Source organism: Microbacterium sp. zg.B48 (assembly GCF_024623505.1).
In the GTDB taxonomy this organism is placed as follows: domain Bacteria; phylum Actinomycetota; class Actinomycetes; order Actinomycetales; family Microbacteriaceae; genus Microbacterium.
In genome coordinates this window covers 22,225-37,894 of sequence record NZ_JANJFE010000013.1, presented here as the reverse complement: position 1 = coordinate 37,894, position 15,670 = coordinate 22,225, and the positions used below count along the sequence as shown (strand labels likewise).

Sequence of the window (15,670 nt, the reverse complement as noted above, 5' to 3'; positions counted from 1 at the left end):
AGGCTGGGGGAGTGACGACTGCTCTCTACCGCCGATACCGTCCTGAGGCGTTCGGCGAGATGATCGGGCAGTCTCAGGTCACCGAACCGCTGATGACGGCGCTGCGCAGCGATCGCGTCGGCCACGCCTACCTCTTCTCCGGTCCCCGCGGCTGCGGCAAGACCACCTCCGCGCGCATCCTCGCCCGGTGCCTCAACTGCGCTCAGGGGCCGACCGACACCCCGTGCGGCGTGTGCGACAGCTGCGTCGAACTGGGGCGCGACGGCGGCGGCTCCCTGGATGTCGTGGAGATCGACGCGGCCAGCCACAACGGCGTCGATGACGCCCGCGACCTGCGCGAGCGCGCCGTGTTCGCCCCCGCCCGCGACCGCTTCAAGATCTTCATCCTCGACGAGGCGCACATGGTCACCCCGCAGGGCTTCAACGCTCTGCTGAAGCTCGTCGAAGAGCCGCCCGATCACGTCAAGTTCATCTTCGCCACCACCGAGCCCGAGAAGGTCATCGGGACGATCCGCTCGCGCACGCACCACTATCCGTTCCGCCTGGTGCCGCCCGCCGCGATGCTCGATTACGTGCAGACCCTATGCGAGGCCGAAGGCGTCACCGTCGAGCCGGGCGTGCTGTCGCTCGTGGTCCGCGCCGGCGGTGGGTCGCCCCGCGACACGCTCTCGCTCCTGGACCAGCTGATCGCCGGTTCCGAAGGGACCCTGGTGGAGTACGCGCGGGCGGTGTCCCTGCTCGGCTACACGCACGCAGAGCTGCTGGACGAGGTCGTGGACGCGTTCGGCGCCGCCGATGCCGCGGCCGCCTTCGCCGCCGTGGACCGCGTGGTGCAGACGGGGCAGGACCCGCGTCGGTTCGTCGATGACCTCCTGGAGCGGCTGCGCGACCTGATCGTGATCGCCGCCACGGGTCAAGGCGCGGGCGCCGTGCTGCGCGGGGTGTCCGCGGACGACCTCGCGCGGATGACACGCCAGGCCGAGCTCTTCGGCTCCCTGCGGCTCTCGCGCACCGCCGACCTGGTCGTGGCCACCCTCGACGAGATGAACGGCGCCACCTCGCCCCGCCTGCAGCTGGAACTGATGGTCGCGCGCGTCCTGGCACAGACCGCCGCGGCCGCCGGGGCTGCTGCGCCGAGTCCGGCCGTCCCGCGGGCCGCTCCGGCAACGCCGGCTGCGGCTGCGCCCGCCCCGGCCGCGCCCGCCCCGGCTCCGCCCGCTGCGGCTGCGCCCGCCCCGGCAACGCGGGCTCCGGCTGCGCCCGCTGCGGCAACGCCGGCTGCGGCTGCGCCCGCTGCGGCACCCGCTCCTGCTGCGGCGCCCGCCGCGCCGGATCCTGCTGCCCCGGCGCCTTCCTCTTCCCCCGCGCCCGCGCCAGCCCCCACCGGGCCGGTCACGCTCCAGCACATGCGGGATGCCTGGCCCGAGGTTCTTGCGGGCCTCGAGTCCAAGAGCCGGTCCTCCTGGCTCATCGCGTCGGTGGCCCGCGTCACGGCGCTCGCCGGCGACGTGCTCACCCTGTCGTTCCAGAGCCAGTCCGATGTCGCACGGTTCAAGAAGCTCTCCGCCGGTGCCGGACCCAGCGAAGACCTCCGCCAGGCGATCCTCGCGGTCCTCGGCATCCGGGTGAAGTACCTGGCCAAGCACGACAGCGACGCCGGCCCCGGGCCGGGAGCGGCCACGCCGGCACCCGCTCCGGCGACCGTTGCCGAGCCGCCGCGGCCACCCTCTGCCGTCCCCGCCCGCGCCGCCGCGGCCGCGCCGGTCACCGAGTGGGTCGTCGCGGCGATCCCCAGCGACGACGACGCGCCCCCGGCCGATGACCCCGAGCCCCCGGCATCCGTGGCGCAGTTCGCCGTCGATGACGAGCCCGAGGACGCCGCCGCGCGTGCACACGTCGCGACGCTCGCTCCGCCGCGGGAGGGCGAGGTGCTGCCGGCACAGGACATCGCGCCCTCGATGCCGACCGAGGACGAGGACCAGGACGAGACGGATGCCGTGACCGACGTGCCGGTGCCGCCCGTGGTGGCGCCGCCGATGCCGACCAGCGCACGGCAGTCCGCCGCCGGCTCGCAGCGCTACGGCGAAGCGGTCGTCCGCCAGGTGCTGGGTGCGCGCTTCGTGCGCGAGGAGCCCTACGAGCCGCCGACGAGGTTCAGCTGACCATGTACGACGGCATCGTCCAGGATCTGATCGACGAGTTCGGGCGTCTTCCCGGGATCGGCCCGAAGTCGGCTCAGCGCATCACCTTCCACATCCTCCAGACCCCGTCCTTCGACGTGTCACGGCTGGCCCAGCTGCTGGCCGAGGTGCGCGAGAAAGTGCGGTTCTGCGAGATCTGCGGCAACGTCTCCGAACAGGACCGCTGCGGCATCTGCCGCGACCCGCGCCGCAACCCGGCCGTGATCTGCGTCGTCGAAGACGCCAAGGACGTTGCGGCGATCGAGCGTACGCGTGAGTTCCGCGGGCTTTACCACGTGCTCGGCGGTGTCATCAGCCCGATCGCCGGGATCGGGCCGGAGGATCTGCGCATCACCCAGCTGATGCAGCGTCTGGCCGACGGCACGGTCCAGGAAGTGATCCTCGCCACCAACCCGAACCTCGAGGGCGAAGCGACCTCCACCTACCTCAGCCGTCTGCTGCACACCCTCGAGATCTCCGTCACACGCCTGGCCTCCGGGCTGCCCGTCGGTGGAGACCTGGAGTACGCCGACGAAGTCACGCTCGGTCGTGCCTTCGAAGGTCGTCGCGCGGTCTGATGATCGCCGCGACCCAGCGCTTCGGCGCCCGCGGCTGGGTGCTCTTCGCCGCGATGGCGGTGCTGTGGGGGATGCCCTACCTGTTCATCAAACAAGCGGTCGACTCGTACTCGCCCGCGTCGGTTGTCGTGGGACGCACGCTCCTGGCTGCGCTGCTGCTGCTTCCGTTCGCGCTGCGGCAGAAGGCGCTGCGCCCCGCTTTCGCGAAGGTCGGGTGGGTGCTGCTGTTCGCGGGGATCGAGATGGCGGTGCCGTTCCTGCTGCTGGGGCATGCCGAACTGACGCTGCCGTCCGGCCTGACGGGCCTGCTGGTGGCCACCGTGCCGCTGTTCGCGGCGATCATCGCCTTCGCCGGTGGCGACAGAGCGGTCCTGCGGCCCGCCCGCACCATCGGCCTGGTCGTCGGGTTCGCGGGGGTCGGGATCATCGTCGCCGGTCCCGGACTGGCCACCGGCGGTGCCGCCGGCCTGCTCGCGATCGGCGAAGTGCTGATCGTGGCGATCTGCTACGCCATCGCACCGTTCATCGTGGCTCGCAAGCTCACCGGCGTGCCGGCGCTCGGTACGATCACCATCTCGCTGGCCGCGGTCGGGATCTTCTACCTCCCCATCGCGCTGCTCACCCAGCACGAGGTGCCCACGCTCCAGAGCACCGTGTCGTTGGCGGCGCTCGCGGTGCTGTGCACGGCGGTCGCTTTCATCGTCTTCTTCGCCCTGATCGATCACGTCGGTCCGGCGCGGGCGCCGCTGTTCACCTACGTCAACCCGGTGGTGGCCATCCTGCTGGGCGTGCTCATCCTGGGCGAGGAGCTCCACGTCGGCCTGCTGATCGGCTTGCCGCTGGTGATCCTCGGCTGCTGGTTGGCGGCGACCGGCGGCACGGTGCGGACCCGCGAGCCGCCCGGCAAGCTCCCGCCGGTGGCCGCGGGCTGAGCGGACGGTCAGCGCAGCACTTCGACCAGAACGACCCAGGACACTACGATCGCCGCGACGATCGCCAGAAGGCAGCCGGCGGCCGCCAGCAGCAGACCCGACGGATGCGCGGCCATCACGGCGATCGCGCCGGCCAGGTAGGTCAGGATCGGCAGGAAGCCGAGCACGGACTTCGGCAGACGTGCGCGGGCGGCCGGGTCCGGGTCGGCGAAGATCGCGCGCGTCGCGAGCACCTGGAACGCCCCCGCGCCGACGGTGGCGGCCATCAGCAGAACCCCGAACCAGATCGGTGTGATCTCCGGGATCAGCCCGAGCGCGGACGCCACGATCGCCAGGACGAGGGCGGCGATGCCGGCCGCGAGGCGTGCGGTCAACGCGCGCGTCTTGATGATCTGTGCGATGTTGACGCTCGCGGCGACGATCACCAACCCGGCCAGCGCCGCCGTCGCGCCGACCATCGCCACGTTGAACTCGGCCCACGCCTCGAACTCCGCCATGCTCGGGATGCTATCGCGACGGTCCGGACGCGCGGGCACGTGACAGGGCGCGACGAACAGGGCACGATGGTCAGCAACTCACACCGGCGTGGGAGGCCCCATGGATGCGAACCCTGATCCGACGCACCGGACGGTGGCCCTCGTGGGCGGCCCCGGTTCCGGCAAGACGACGCTCGCGGAAGCGCTGCTGTTCCGCAGCGGGGCGATCCCGCGCCGCGGATCGATCGAGCACGGCACCACCGTCTGCGACCACGATCCCGAGGAGATCGCCCGCCAGACGACGCTGGCGATCTCGCTGGCCCACATGCCGTGGGCACCGGCGGAAGGCACCGAGCGGGCGATCACCCTGGTGGACACCCCGGGGCATCCCGACTTCATCGGAGGCGTGGACACGGCCCTGGCGGTGGCGGATGCCGCAGCCGTGGTCGTCAGCGCGGTGGACGGGGTCACCGCGGGCACGCGCGCGGTGTGGGCCGCTGCCCAGGCAGCCGGCCTGCCACGGATCGTCGTGGTCACCCAGGAGGACCGCGCCCGCGCCGACTTCCGCCGTGTGCTGGGCGAGCTGCGCGCCGCTTTCGGTGATCACCTGTGGCCGCTGGAGCTGCCGATCGGAGAAGAGCAGGACTTCCACGTCGTCGCAGACCTCCTGAGCGAGCATGCCCTCGTCTACGACGACACCGGCCACTCCCACCAGGAGCCGGTCCCTGCCGCGGCGGAGGCCGAGGAGCACGACCTGCACGTGAGCGTGACCGAGGAGATCGTCTCCCACGACGACGCGCAGCTCGAGGCGTACCTGGACGGCAATGAACCGACACCGGCTGAGCTCGAGCGCACGCTCGCCCACGAGGTCGCCTCCGGCGAGACGGTGCCGGTGCTGCTCTGCTCCGGCCTCACCGGAACCGGTGTCGACCGCGTCGCCGATCTGCTGTGCGCGCTGACGCCGGCCGCACGCGACCACGACAGCCGGATCGTGATCGGCGCCGCCGCGGACGGCGCCGCCGGCACCGAGGTCAGGGTCGCACCCACACCCGATGGCGAGACCGTCGTGCACGTCTTCCGCACGGTGGCCGACGCGTTCGTGGGGCAGATCGCCATGCTGAAGGTCCTCTCCGGAACGCTGCGCCCCGGCGACCGCCTGCGCAACGCCACGACGGGCGCCGAAGAGCGGATGCCGGCCCTGTTCCGGCTCCGCGGCGCCCAGCATCTGCCTGCCGACGCCCTGCGCACCGGCGACGTCGGTGCCGTCGCCAAGCTGGTCGGCTCGCCCACGGGGTCTGTGCTGTGGTCACGGCAAGGCAGCGGACGTCCCGCGCCGCTTCCGTCCCGGCATCCCGTCTACGCCGTCAGCCTCACCCCGGCCACGCAATCCGATGACGCCAAGCTCTCCACCGCGCTGGCGCGCCTGCTCGCCGAGGACCCGACGCTGCGGCTGGACCGGGCGGCGGGCCAGACGCTCCTGCGCGGGCTGGGGGAGACGCACGTCGCGGTCGCGGTGGAGCGGCTCGCGCGCGTCCTCGGCGTGAACGTCACGACCGGTCCCGCACCGGTCGCCTACCGGGAGACGATCGCCCGCGCCGCGCAGGCGGAGGGGAAGCTGAAGAAGCAGTCCGGAGGGCACGGCCAATTCGCGGTGGTGCAGCTGCGGGTGAGCCCCCTCCCGCCGGGAGGCGGTTTCGAATTCGTGGACGCGGTCGTGGGCGGCGCGGTGCCCCGGTCGTACATCCCCGCGGTGGAGAAGGGCGCACGGGACGCGCTGGCTGCCGGGGGACCCCAGGGTCATCCCGTCGTCGACGTGCGCGTCGAGCTGTTCGACGGCAAGTCGCACTCCGTGGACTCCTCCGAGATGGCCTTCCGGACGGCCGCCTCGATCGGCGTCAAGGCGGCGCTGGCCGAAGCCGGCTCGGTGGTGCTCGAACCGGTGTCGATCGTGACCATCACGGTGCCGGCAGCCCTGCAGGGACCGGTCCTCACCGACCTGTCCTCACGGCGGGCGCACGTGAACGCCACCGAATCGACCGACGACGGGGGGACGCGCATCGTGGCGAGCGTCCCCGAGGCCGAACTCGGACGGTACGTGCTGGATCTGCGCTCGCTGACCGGTGGCCAAGGGCAGCTGACCATCACGCCGGACCGGTACGAGCGAGCTCCCAGCACCGCCAGGGCGTAGCGGTCGCAGACCGACTCATGGACGGGCCGGCGCGGCGGGATCCGTAAGATGGTGCGTTGGGCGCGGCATCCGATCGCCCGTTCTTGACCACATGCGCGTCGCTTCGGTGACGCGACTCCGGGAGCTTCATCGTGGCGTTGTTCGTCCAGAAATACGGCGGGTCCTCCGTCGCCGATGCCGAGAGCATCAAGCGCGTCGCCAAACGGATCGTCGACACGCGACGCGCCGGACACGACGTGGTCGTCGCCGTCAGCGCCATGGGCGACACGACCGACGAACTGCTGGACCTGGCCGCGCAGGTGGCCCCCATTCCGGCGCCGCGCGAACTGGACATGCTCCTCTCCAGCGGAGAACGCATCTCGATGGCGCTGCTGGCCATGGCTATCCACTCGATGGGCTTCGAGGCACGCTCGTTCACCGGCTCGCAGGCGGGGATGATCACCGACGCCACGCACGGTGCCGCCCGGATCGTCGATGTCACGCCCGTGCGGTTGCGCGAGGCGCTGGATGAGGGCGCGATCGTGATCGTCGCCGGGTTCCAGGGCTTCAACCGCGACACCCGCGACATCACCACGCTGGGCCGGGGTGGGTCAGACACGACGGCCGTCGCGCTGGCCGCCGCCCTGGACGCCGATGTGTGCGAGATCTACAGCGACGTGGACGGAGTGTTCACCGCAGACCCGCGGGTGGTGCCGCGCGCGCAGAAACTCACCTCGATCTCCAGCGAGGAGATGCTCGAGATGGCCGCGAACGGCGCCAAGGTGCTGTACATCCGTGCCGTGGAGTACGCCCGCCGGCACGGGGTGCTCATCCACGCGCGATCCACGTTCAGCTCGGGCGACGGCACCTGGGTGCTCGGTCCGGGCATGGTGCCGCCCGCAGCCCCAGAAGGAGAACAGATGGAAGAGCCGATCGTCGCCGGAGTCGCGACCGACCTGAGCCAGGCCAAGATCACCGTCATCGGCGTGCCCGACGTTCCAGGCAAGGCGGCCGAGATCTTCAAGATCGTCGCGAAGTCCGGTGCGAATGTCGACATGATCGTGCAGAACGTGTCGGCCGCCTCGACCGGCCGCACGGACATCTCGTTCACGCTGCCGAAGGAGGACGCCGGCATCGCGCTGCGCGCGCTGGCGGCGGAACAGCCCGAGGTCGGGTTCGAAAGCCTCGTCCACGACGACCAGATCGGCAAGCTGTCGGTCGTCGGCGCGGGCATGCGCACGCATTCGGGTGTCTCCGCGACGCTGTTCGAGGCGCTGAGCGTCTCGGGCGTCAACATCGAGATGATCTCGACCAGTGAGATCCGCATCTCCGTCGTCGTCCGCGGCGACGATCTGGCCGAGGCTGCCCGCGTGGTGCACACCGCGTACGGCCTCGACGGCGACGCCGAAGCGGTCATCCACGCCGGCACCGGCCGCTGAGCCGCCGACCCACCTCGTTCCCCTGTCACGACACGCCGACGCGGCGTGCCGTTTGTGACGGGCGAGCGGTGACCGGGCCGACCGGCATCGAGGGACCGGGGCGACCGGCATCGAGCGGCCGGGGCGACCGGCATCGAGGGGCCGGGCCGACCGGCATCCGGCCCCGGCCGGTACAATCAGGCAACCCCGCGCACCGATGGCGTCTGCGCGCCCACTCTGCATCGAGGAACCCGTCATGACCCGCATCTCCGACTCAGGACTCTCCATCGCCGTCGTCGGCGCCACCGGCCAGGTCGGGGGTGCGATGCTCGACATCCTCGAGGAGCGCGGGTTCCCCGTCCGCGAGCTGCGCGCCTTCGCCACAGCGCGCTCCGCGGGCTCGGACGTCATCTTCCAGGGCAAGGCCGTGATCGTCGAGGACGTCGCCACGGCACACCTCGCCGGAATCGACATCGCCCTGTTCTCGGCGGGCGCCACCGGCTCCCGGGCGCACGCGCCCCGGTTCGCCGAGGCCGGCGCCACGGTCATCGACAACTCCAGCGCGTGGCGGATGGACCCGGACGTGCCGCTGGTGGTCAGCGAGGTGAACCCGCACGCGATCGCCGAGGCGCGCAAGGGCATCATCGCCAACCCGAACTGCACCACGATGGCCGCGATGCCGACGCTGAAGGTGCTCGACGCCGAGGCAGGGCTGGAGCGACTCATCGTCAGCACCTACCAGGCCGTCAGCGGGTCCGGTGTCGCCGGTGTCCAGGAGCTCCTCGGCCAGATCGAGGGCGTCATGGCGCAGGGCGATGTCGATCGCCTCGCGCGCGACGGCTCGGCACTGGATTTCCCGCAGCCGGACAAGTACATCGCGCCGATCGCGTTCGACGTCATCCCGTTCGCCGGCAACCTCGTCGACGACGGGTCCAACGAGACCGATGAGGAGAAGAAGCTGCGCAACGAGAGCCGCAAGATCCTCGAGCTGCCGGATCTCCGCGTGGCCGGCACCTGCGTGCGCGTGCCCGTCTTCACGGGCCACTCGTTGAGCATCAACGTCGAATTCGCGCGCGAGATCACTCCCGAGCGGGCACGCGAAGTGCTCTCCGCTGCTCCGGGCGTCACGCTGGAGGAGGTCCCCACCCCGCTGCAGGCGGCCGGCAAGGACCCGAGCTTCGTGGGTCGCATCCGCGCCGACCAGTCCGCCCCCGAGGGCAAGGGGCTGGTGCTGTTCATCAGCAACGACAACCTGCGCAAGGGAGCCGCACTGAACGCGGTGCAGATCGCCGAGCTCGTCGCGGCGGGGCTGACCGCCGACGCCTGAGCCGCAGCCTCCGATTGCGCACACCGCGGTCCAGCGATAGGTGCGAGGACGACGGATGCCGGCCTCCCGCGCGTCCGGGGGACGGCCCGGCCGCGCCTAGACTTGTCTGGTGACAGAAACCGTCGATGTCGTTCTCATCGGTGGCGGCATTATGAGCGCCACCCTGGGCACGCTCCTCTCTGAGTTGCAGCCCGACTGGAAGATCGTCGTCTACGAACGACTCCACGACGTCGGTCTGGAAAGCTCCAACGCGTGGAACAACGCCGGGACCGGTCACGCCGCGCTGTGCGAGCTGAACTACACGCCCGAGGGTCCGGACGGCAGGATCGATCCGTCCAAGGCCATCTCGATCAACGAGCAGTTCCAGCAGAGCAGGCAGTTCTGGTCCTCGCTCGTGGAGGAGGGCGCGCTGGATGCCCCCTCGACCTTCATCAACTCCACGCCGCACATGACCTTCGTGCGGGGCGAGAAGGATGTCACGTTCCTCAAGAAGCGGTACGAAGCGCTGAAGGACCAGCCGCTGTTCGCCGGCATCCAGTACAGCGAGGACTCGCGCGTCATCAACAAGTGGGCGCCGCTGCTGATGCAGAAGCGTCTGGCGGGCGAGCCGTTCGCCGCCACCCGGGTGCCTGCCGGCACCGACGTGGACTTCGGCGCCTTGACGCACCAGCTGTTCGACAATCTGCGCGAGCGCGGGGCGCAGGTCGTCACCAACCGCGAGGTGCGCAAGCTCAAGCGGATGAAGGATGGGACCTGGCGCATCAGATGGCGCAACTCGATCGGCAGCAGCCCGGGCGAGACGCGGGCGCGGTTCGTGTTCGTCGGCGCCGGCGGCTGGGCGCTCAAACTGCTGCAGCGCTCCGGCATCCCGGAGATCAAGGGCTACGGGGTGTTCCCCATCGGCGGACAGTGGCTGAAGACCAGCAACCCCGCCCTGGTGGCCAAGCACAAGGCCAAGGTGTACTCGCAGGCCTCGGTCGGCGCGCCGCCGATGTCGGTGCCGCACCTGGACACCCGCGTGGTCGACGGCGAGACCTCGCTGCTGTTCGGGCCGTTCGCCACGTTCAGCCCGAAGTTCCTCAAGAACGGTTCGATGCTCGACATCGTCTCGCAGGTACGCCCCAGCAACCTGTGGCCGATGATGAAGGTCGCCATCGACAACCCGTCGCTGATCACCTACCTGGTGGGTGAGCTGCTGAAGAACCACAAGAAGAAGGTCGACAGCCTGCGCACCTTCATGCCCACGGCCAAGGACGAGGACTGGGAGCTGCTGAACGCGGGTCAGCGCGCCCAGGTGATGAAGAAGGACCCCAAGAAGGGCGGCGTCCTCCAGTTCGGCACCGAAGTCGTCACCGGCGCGGATGGAACGATCGCCGGGCTGCTGGGCGCCTCGCCCGGTGCGTCCACGGCCGTGTCGATCATGCTGGGCCTGCTTCAGACCTGCTTCCCCGACCGCATCCAGGAGTGGGAGCCGCGCCTGCGCGTGCTCATCCCCAGCTACGGGCAGCAGCTCAACCCGCGTCCGGAGGTCGCCGAGGAGATCCTCTCCGAGACCGCGGAAGCCCTCGCCCTCACCGCCTGAGGGCTCGCGCCGCCCCGGCCGCGCGGCGTTGACCCGCGGCTGTGCCGCTCGCACCCGCCGGCGTCGCGGCGCGCACCCGCCCGGCGTCGCGGCTCGCGCCGGTTGCCGACACGGTGCGGCCCTAGGGTGGGGGGATGCGACTCAGGGGACGACGATCGCAGCGAGCGGTCGCGCTCCTGGTCGTGATCGGGATGGCGGCGCTGCTCTGGCCGGCACCCGCCAACGCCGTTGATGCACGCGGCGCGGAGCCGGCGGCCGTATCGGTGACGCCGGAGCTGGTCGCTCCCACGTCGGTCGAGGATTTCGCCTACGACTCCTTCGAGGCGGACTACTATCTCGTGCGCGGCACCGGCGGCCGGAGCCACCTGTTCACCACCGAGAAGATCGTCGCGCGATTCCCGGAGTTCGACCAGAACCGTGGCATCGTCCGGTCCATTCCCAAGGCGGACTCCGGCATCGCCCACGACACCCAGGTCATGGGCGTCACCGGGGCCGGAGGCGCCGCGATCCCGTGGTGGACCGAGCAGGATGATGACTGGGTCTACGTGCTCACCGGCGACGACTCGTACGTGCGCGGAACCCAGACCTATGTCATCTCCTACACGATGCGCGACGTCGTCCTGCGCTACGAGGACACCGACGCCGACGAATTCTATTGGGACACCGTCGGAACGGATCACGCTCAGCCGTTCGGTTCGGTCGCCGCGCGGGTTCACATCGGCGGGGATGCCGCGGCCGGTCTCCTCCCGGATCGGACGTACTGCTATGCCGGGCCGGAAGGCTCGACGGACACCTGCGAGTTCCAGCCCGCGACAGCAGCGGATTGGCCGGGGGAGGTCGCGGTCTGGGCGGCGTCGGTGGGCGCGATGGACACGGGGGACCGGTCCGTGTCGTTCACCGCCGGCGACGTCGACCTCGGGCCGGACGAGAACGTCACCGTCGCGATCGGGTTCGAGCCGGGCACGTTCGCTGCGCTGACCCCGCCGCCCCCGCCCCCGTACCCGTGGTGGGAGTGGATCCTCCCGGCCCTGGCGCTGCTGACCGGCGTCGGCGGGTTGGTCGTCGTGCTCGTGCTGCGGGTGCTGCTGCGGCGCAACCCGGACCGCTCCCCGGTGATCGTGCAGTACACGCCCCCGAAGGACGAATCGATCACTCTGTCGGCGGGGGTGCTCGATGTGCCGGAGCGCGCGATGGCCGCGCACTTGGTCGACCTCGCGGTGCGGGACGCGGTGGAGCTGCGTGCGTCCGGGGACCGGGAGGATCCGGAGGATTTCGAGGTGATCCTGCGCAGCAGGGACGGACTCGAGCACGACGATCTGCGCGTCCTGGACACGCTGTTCGCACGGAAGGCCAAGCCGGGAGCGGGGGTGGACCTCGGCAGGTTCGCCGAGAAGCCACCGGCGCGCGCGGTCACCTACGTCCGACGCATCGACGAGTACACGCTCCAGCGCGGCTATCGCAGCAGGCTCCCGGCCTGGATCGGTTCGGTGCGCATCGCGACCGGCATCCTCGGCTTCGTTCTCGCGATGCTGCTGCTGACGCTGGCCGACACCTCGTACGAAGTCCTGGCCGAGCTGTCTCCGGTCGGCGGGGCGGTGTACGCCGCGGCGATCGTCAGCGGCTTCTTCGCATTCATCGGCCTTCCGTTCATCCGGCTGCCGAAGACCACGCTCACCGTGGCGGGCGGCATCCATCAGACCTACCTGGACGGCATCCGCGAGTACCTCCGGCTCGCCGAAGCGGATCGCCTGCGCGCCGCGCAGTCGCCGCAGACGGCCGATCTGGTCTCATCCGGCCGCCGCACGTTCGGTGAGACGCCCAACGCGCCGGGGGACAGCATCGTCAATGTCTACGAGCGGCTCCTGCCGTACGCCGTCCTGTTCGGAATGGAACGCGAGTGGGTGAAGGTGATCCGCAGCGCATCCCCGGTCGCGGACGCTGCGGCGACCCTGCCGCTGCTGGACGCGGTGTCGTCGCGTTCCCTGCAGGACGCGTCATCCTCGATCGGCAGGCTGGCGGCCACGCCGGTCTCGAGCCCGCGCTCCTCCGGCGGCTCGTCATCGGGTTCGAGCTGGTCCTCCTCGGGCGGCTCGTTCGGCGGCGGCTCGTCCGGCGGCGGCGGTGGCGGCGGCGGGTTCGGAGGCCGGTGAGCCGGGGGCGCTGACGGCGACTACGCTCGGCACGTGGCAAAACTGTACTTCCGCTACGGTGCGATGAACTCGGGCAAGTCCTCCTCGCTCCTGCAGGCGGCCCACAACTACGAGGAACGCGGACAGCACGTGCTGATCGCCAAGCCGGCGATCGACACCAAAGAGTCCGACAAGATCTCCAGCCGACTCGGCATGTCACGGACCGTCGACTTCCTCATCCCGCCGGATGCCGATCTGCGCGCCCTGTTCGCCGAGCACCGCGCACGTGTGCAGCAGTCCGCCGCCGAAGCCCTGTTCCCCGAGCAGACGCCGTCCGGGCGGCCCGTCGATGTCGCCTGCCTGCTGATCGATGAGGCGCAGTTCCTCACGCCCGCCCAGGTCGATGACCTGCTGAGGATCGTCGTGCTGGACGGCGTCCCGGTGCTCGCCTACGGCATCCGCACCGATTTCCGCACCGAGGCCTTCCCCGGCTCGCGGCGGCTGCTGGAGCTGGCGCACAGCCTCGAGGAACTGAAGACGATCTGTCGCTGCGGACGCAAGGCCATCTTCAACGCGCGCCTCGTCGGCGGTCGGTTCGTCTTCGACGGCGATCAGGTCGCCATCGACGAGCTCTCCGCCGACCGGGTGACCTACGAGTCGATGTGCGCGGAGTGCTACCTCCGCGAGTCCGGCGGACGCCTCGACGGGCGCTGAGCTTCACCGACGCCGTTCCGCGCCGGCGTGCATCCGGATGCTCGGTAGCATCGAGTGATGCGAGTTCTCCTTGCCGGTGGCGCCGGATACATCGGCGCGCACACCGCCGTGTCCCTGCTGGATGCCGGCCACGAGGTGGTGCTGCTGGACGATCTGTCCGGGACGAGTGCGATCGCGGCCCAACGCGTCGCAGCGATCACCGGCAAGGATGCTCCGCTCGTCGCGGGCGATGCCTCCGACGACGCGGTCCTGGCGGGTGTGTTCGCCGATCACGGCCCCATCGATGCGATCGTGCACCTGGCCGCGTTCAAGGCGGTCGGGGAATCGACCCTGAAGCCCCTCGAGTATTACGCCAACAACCTGGACACCACCTTCGCGCTGCTGCGCGCGGGCCTGCGCCACGGCATCCGCTCGTTCGTCTTCTCCAGCACCGGCACCGTCTACTCCGACCCCGCGGACCTCCCGTTCACCGAGGAATCCACGACCAGCATCGATCTGTCCAACCCGTACTCGAAATCCAAGCGGATCAACGAGGTCGTGCTCGCCGACGTCGCCCGGGTCAACCCCGAGCTGAACGTGACGGTGCTGCGGTACTTCAACCCGGTCGGCGCGCACCCCAGCGGTCTGATCGGGGAGGATCCGGCCGGCATCCCGAACAACCTGATGCCGTTCGTGGCGCGCGTCGCGGTCGGCAAGCTCGACCGCATCGGCGTGTTCGGCGCGGACTACGACACCCCGGACGGCACCGGCCTGCGCGACTACATCCACGTCGTCGACCTGGCCGACGGCCACGTCACCGCACTGGAGCAGGCCCGGCCCGGCTTCGCCGTCTACAACCTGGGCACGGGCACGCCGGTCAGCGTGCTCGAGCTGATCGCGTCCTTCGAGAAGGCGGTGGGTCACGAGCTGCCCAAGCAGATCCTCGATCGCCGGCCCGGGGATGTGGCGGCGACCTACTGCGACCCGTCCAAGGCGGAGCGCGACCTGGGCTGGAAGGCGCAGCTCACGATCGATGACTCCTGCCGCGACTACTGGAACTGGCAGTCCCAGAACCCCGACGGCTACGCGACCGCCTGACACCGGACACCTGGCCGCTGTCGCTGTCGCTGTCGCTGTCCGCTGTCGCATCGGTGTCCCGATTTCGCAGCTTATGGGCCGCTATCGGGTGTTGATTCGGGACATCGGCGACGTTACGCGGGCTTGGGAGAGCGTGCCGGGCGCCGGCGCGGAGGAAGCGGGACCAGCATCGACGTGGACCGCCGGTAGTCGGCGTACGCGGGGTACTTCGAGGCCGAGATCGACTCCGTGAAGATCGTCGATCCGATGAACAGCAGGGTCAGCAGGGCGGCTCCGACGATCGTCCAGTTCAGCGCACCGCCCCACACGCCCAATCCGGATGCCACGGCCGCCGTCGCTCCGATCGCATAGAACGTCCACCACTGCGCCTGCTCGAAGAAGAAGTTCGGGTGACGGCTGTATCGGAACAGCCCCGACGTGACGAAACCGGGCTCGAGGCGACCGCCTGCGGCGGCCTTGGCGCGATGGAAGTCCCACTGCTGCTGGTCGGCGACGAACTCACCGACCAGGAACGCGGCGAACAGGACCGCGAACACCACATCCCACCCGTTGAGCGCCGCGGGATGCTGCCATGCCATCAGAGCCGGAAGCGTGATCAGCACGAGCAGCGCGTTCTGGTACAGCACGATGAACAGAAGATTGAAGACCTGGAACTGCCAGGGCTTCATCCGTGCGCGCAGGATGGCCCAGCGGTAGTCCTCCATGCCGGTGTACCCGCCCTTGCGGGCGAAGTTGAACGTCAGTCGGACCGCCCACGCCGTGACCAGCACCGCCATCAGGATCAGACGCGCAGCGTCGATGCCGGCGGTGATCCCGGCCACGGCGAAGATCCACACGTACACGGCCGGCACGATCGACCAGAGGCGGTCCACCCAGGAGGTGTCCTTCGTGATGAGTGACGCGATCCAGCAGAACGCGCACGTCAGCGCGGCGACGATCACGACGATGGCCAACGGGTCCATGGCACCAGAGTAGGCGACGGCGCAGTCAACGCGCATGCACACACGACGTGTCCGTGAATCCCTGTGGATGGGGATATCTGCCCATCAGGGCTGGATGCCGCCGTGGTTAGGATGGACTTTCTGCCCCG

12 protein-coding genes are annotated in these 15,670 nt (G+C 70.2%); 10 read left to right on the top strand and 2 right to left on the bottom strand.

Annotated features, from left to right (window positions below; all coding sequences use genetic code 11):
* Positions 1–11 precede the first annotated feature (11 nt).
* From NQ152_RS10200 to NQ152_RS10190, 3 genes are read left to right on the top strand one after another with little or no spacing between them, the layout of a single operon-like run.
* Positions 12–2,162, top strand: coding sequence for a DNA polymerase III subunit gamma and tau (locus NQ152_RS10200; protein WP_257523905.1), 2,151 nt, complete (start codon positions 12–14; stop codon positions 2,160–2,162).
* Positions 2,163–2,164: 2 nt separating this feature from the next.
* Positions 2,165–2,758, top strand: coding sequence for a recombination mediator RecR (gene recR, locus NQ152_RS10195; protein ID WP_257504053.1), 594 nt, complete (start codon positions 2,165–2,167; stop codon positions 2,756–2,758).
* The gene (locus NQ152_RS10190) at positions 2,758–3,690 is read left to right on the top strand and encodes a DMT family transporter (protein ID WP_257504052.1); all 933 of its coding nucleotides are present in this window, start codon (positions 2,758–2,760) and stop codon (positions 3,688–3,690) included. The genes recR and NQ152_RS10190 overlap by 1 nt, the downstream gene beginning before the upstream one ends.
* 8 nt (positions 3,691–3,698) lie before the next feature.
* On the opposite strand, the gene NQ152_RS10185 is transcribed toward NQ152_RS10190, so the two are convergent.
* Positions 3,699–4,187 carry a hypothetical protein gene (locus NQ152_RS10185; RefSeq protein WP_257523904.1) on the bottom strand — a complete coding sequence of 163 codons (489 nt, stop codon included), beginning with the start codon at positions 4,185–4,187 and terminating at the stop codon, positions 3,699–3,701.
* A 100-nt stretch (positions 4,188–4,287) separates the two neighbouring features.
* On the opposite strand from NQ152_RS10185, the gene NQ152_RS10180 reads away from it, so the two are divergent.
* From NQ152_RS10180 to galE, 7 genes are all read left to right on the top strand, one after another.
* A complete protein-coding gene (locus NQ152_RS10180; protein ID WP_257523903.1) occupies positions 4,288–6,354 on the top strand; it encodes an elongation factor G in 2,067 nt (688 codons plus the stop codon).
* A 131-nt stretch (positions 6,355–6,485) separates the two neighbouring features.
* A complete protein-coding gene (locus tag NQ152_RS10175) occupies positions 6,486–7,772 on the top strand; it encodes an aspartate kinase (protein WP_257504048.1) in 1,287 nt (428 codons plus the stop codon).
* A gap of 235 nt (positions 7,773–8,007) precedes the next feature.
* The gene (locus tag NQ152_RS10170) at positions 8,008–9,078 is read left to right on the top strand and encodes an aspartate-semialdehyde dehydrogenase (RefSeq protein WP_257523902.1); all 1,071 of its coding nucleotides are present in this window, start codon (positions 8,008–8,010) and stop codon (positions 9,076–9,078) included.
* A gap of 109 nt (positions 9,079–9,187) precedes the next feature.
* The gene (locus NQ152_RS10165) at positions 9,188–10,660 is read left to right on the top strand and encodes a malate:quinone oxidoreductase (protein ID WP_257523901.1); all 1,473 of its coding nucleotides are present in this window, start codon (positions 9,188–9,190) and stop codon (positions 10,658–10,660) included.
* 134 nt (positions 10,661–10,794) lie between these two features.
* On the top strand, positions 10,795–12,810 hold the full coding sequence (locus tag NQ152_RS10160) for a DUF2207 domain-containing protein (protein WP_257523900.1): 2,016 nt from the start codon (positions 10,795–10,797) through the stop codon (positions 12,808–12,810).
* A 33-nt stretch (positions 12,811–12,843) separates the two neighbouring features.
* Positions 12,844–13,503: a thymidine kinase gene (locus NQ152_RS10155; protein WP_257504044.1), complete on the top strand. Its 660-nt coding sequence runs from the start codon at positions 12,844–12,846 to the stop codon at positions 13,501–13,503.
* A gap of 57 nt (positions 13,504–13,560) precedes the next feature.
* On the top strand, positions 13,561–14,580 hold the full coding sequence (galE, locus tag NQ152_RS10150) for a UDP-glucose 4-epimerase GalE (RefSeq protein ID WP_257523899.1): 1,020 nt from the start codon (positions 13,561–13,563) through the stop codon (positions 14,578–14,580).
* Positions 14,581–14,693: 113 nt separating this feature from the next.
* Here galE and NQ152_RS10145 read toward each other — a convergent pair whose 3' ends face one another.
* A complete protein-coding gene (locus tag NQ152_RS10145; protein ID WP_257504042.1) occupies positions 14,694–15,542 on the bottom strand; it encodes a DUF1295 domain-containing protein in 849 nt (282 codons plus the stop codon).
* Between the last annotated feature and the right edge of the window lie 128 nt (positions 15,543–15,670).

What these genes read in the sequence shown, in the direction of transcription:
- NQ152_RS10145 (WP_257504042.1), bottom strand. Translation starts at nt 15,542, where the DNA reads ATGGACCCGTTGGCCATCGTCGTGATCGTCGCCGCGCTGACGTGCGCG.
- NQ152_RS10190 (WP_257504052.1), top strand. Translation starts at nt 2,758, where the DNA reads ATGATCGCCGCGACCCAGCGCTTCGGCGCCCGCGGCTGGGTGCTCTTC.
- galE (WP_257523899.1), top strand. Translation starts at nt 13,561, where the DNA reads ATGCGAGTTCTCCTTGCCGGTGGCGCCGGATACATCGGCGCGCACACC.
- NQ152_RS10170 (WP_257523902.1), top strand. Translation starts at nt 8,008, where the DNA reads ATGACCCGCATCTCCGACTCAGGACTCTCCATCGCCGTCGTCGGCGCC.
- NQ152_RS10160 (WP_257523900.1), top strand. Translation starts at nt 10,795, where the DNA reads ATGCGACTCAGGGGACGACGATCGCAGCGAGCGGTCGCGCTCCTGGTC.
- recR (WP_257504053.1), top strand. Translation starts at nt 2,165, where the DNA reads ATGTACGACGGCATCGTCCAGGATCTGATCGACGAGTTCGGGCGTCTT.
- NQ152_RS10185 (WP_257523904.1), bottom strand. Translation starts at nt 4,187, where the DNA reads ATGGCGGAGTTCGAGGCGTGGGCCGAGTTCAACGTGGCGATGGTCGGC.
- NQ152_RS10180 (WP_257523903.1), top strand. Translation starts at nt 4,288, where the DNA reads ATGGATGCGAACCCTGATCCGACGCACCGGACGGTGGCCCTCGTGGGC.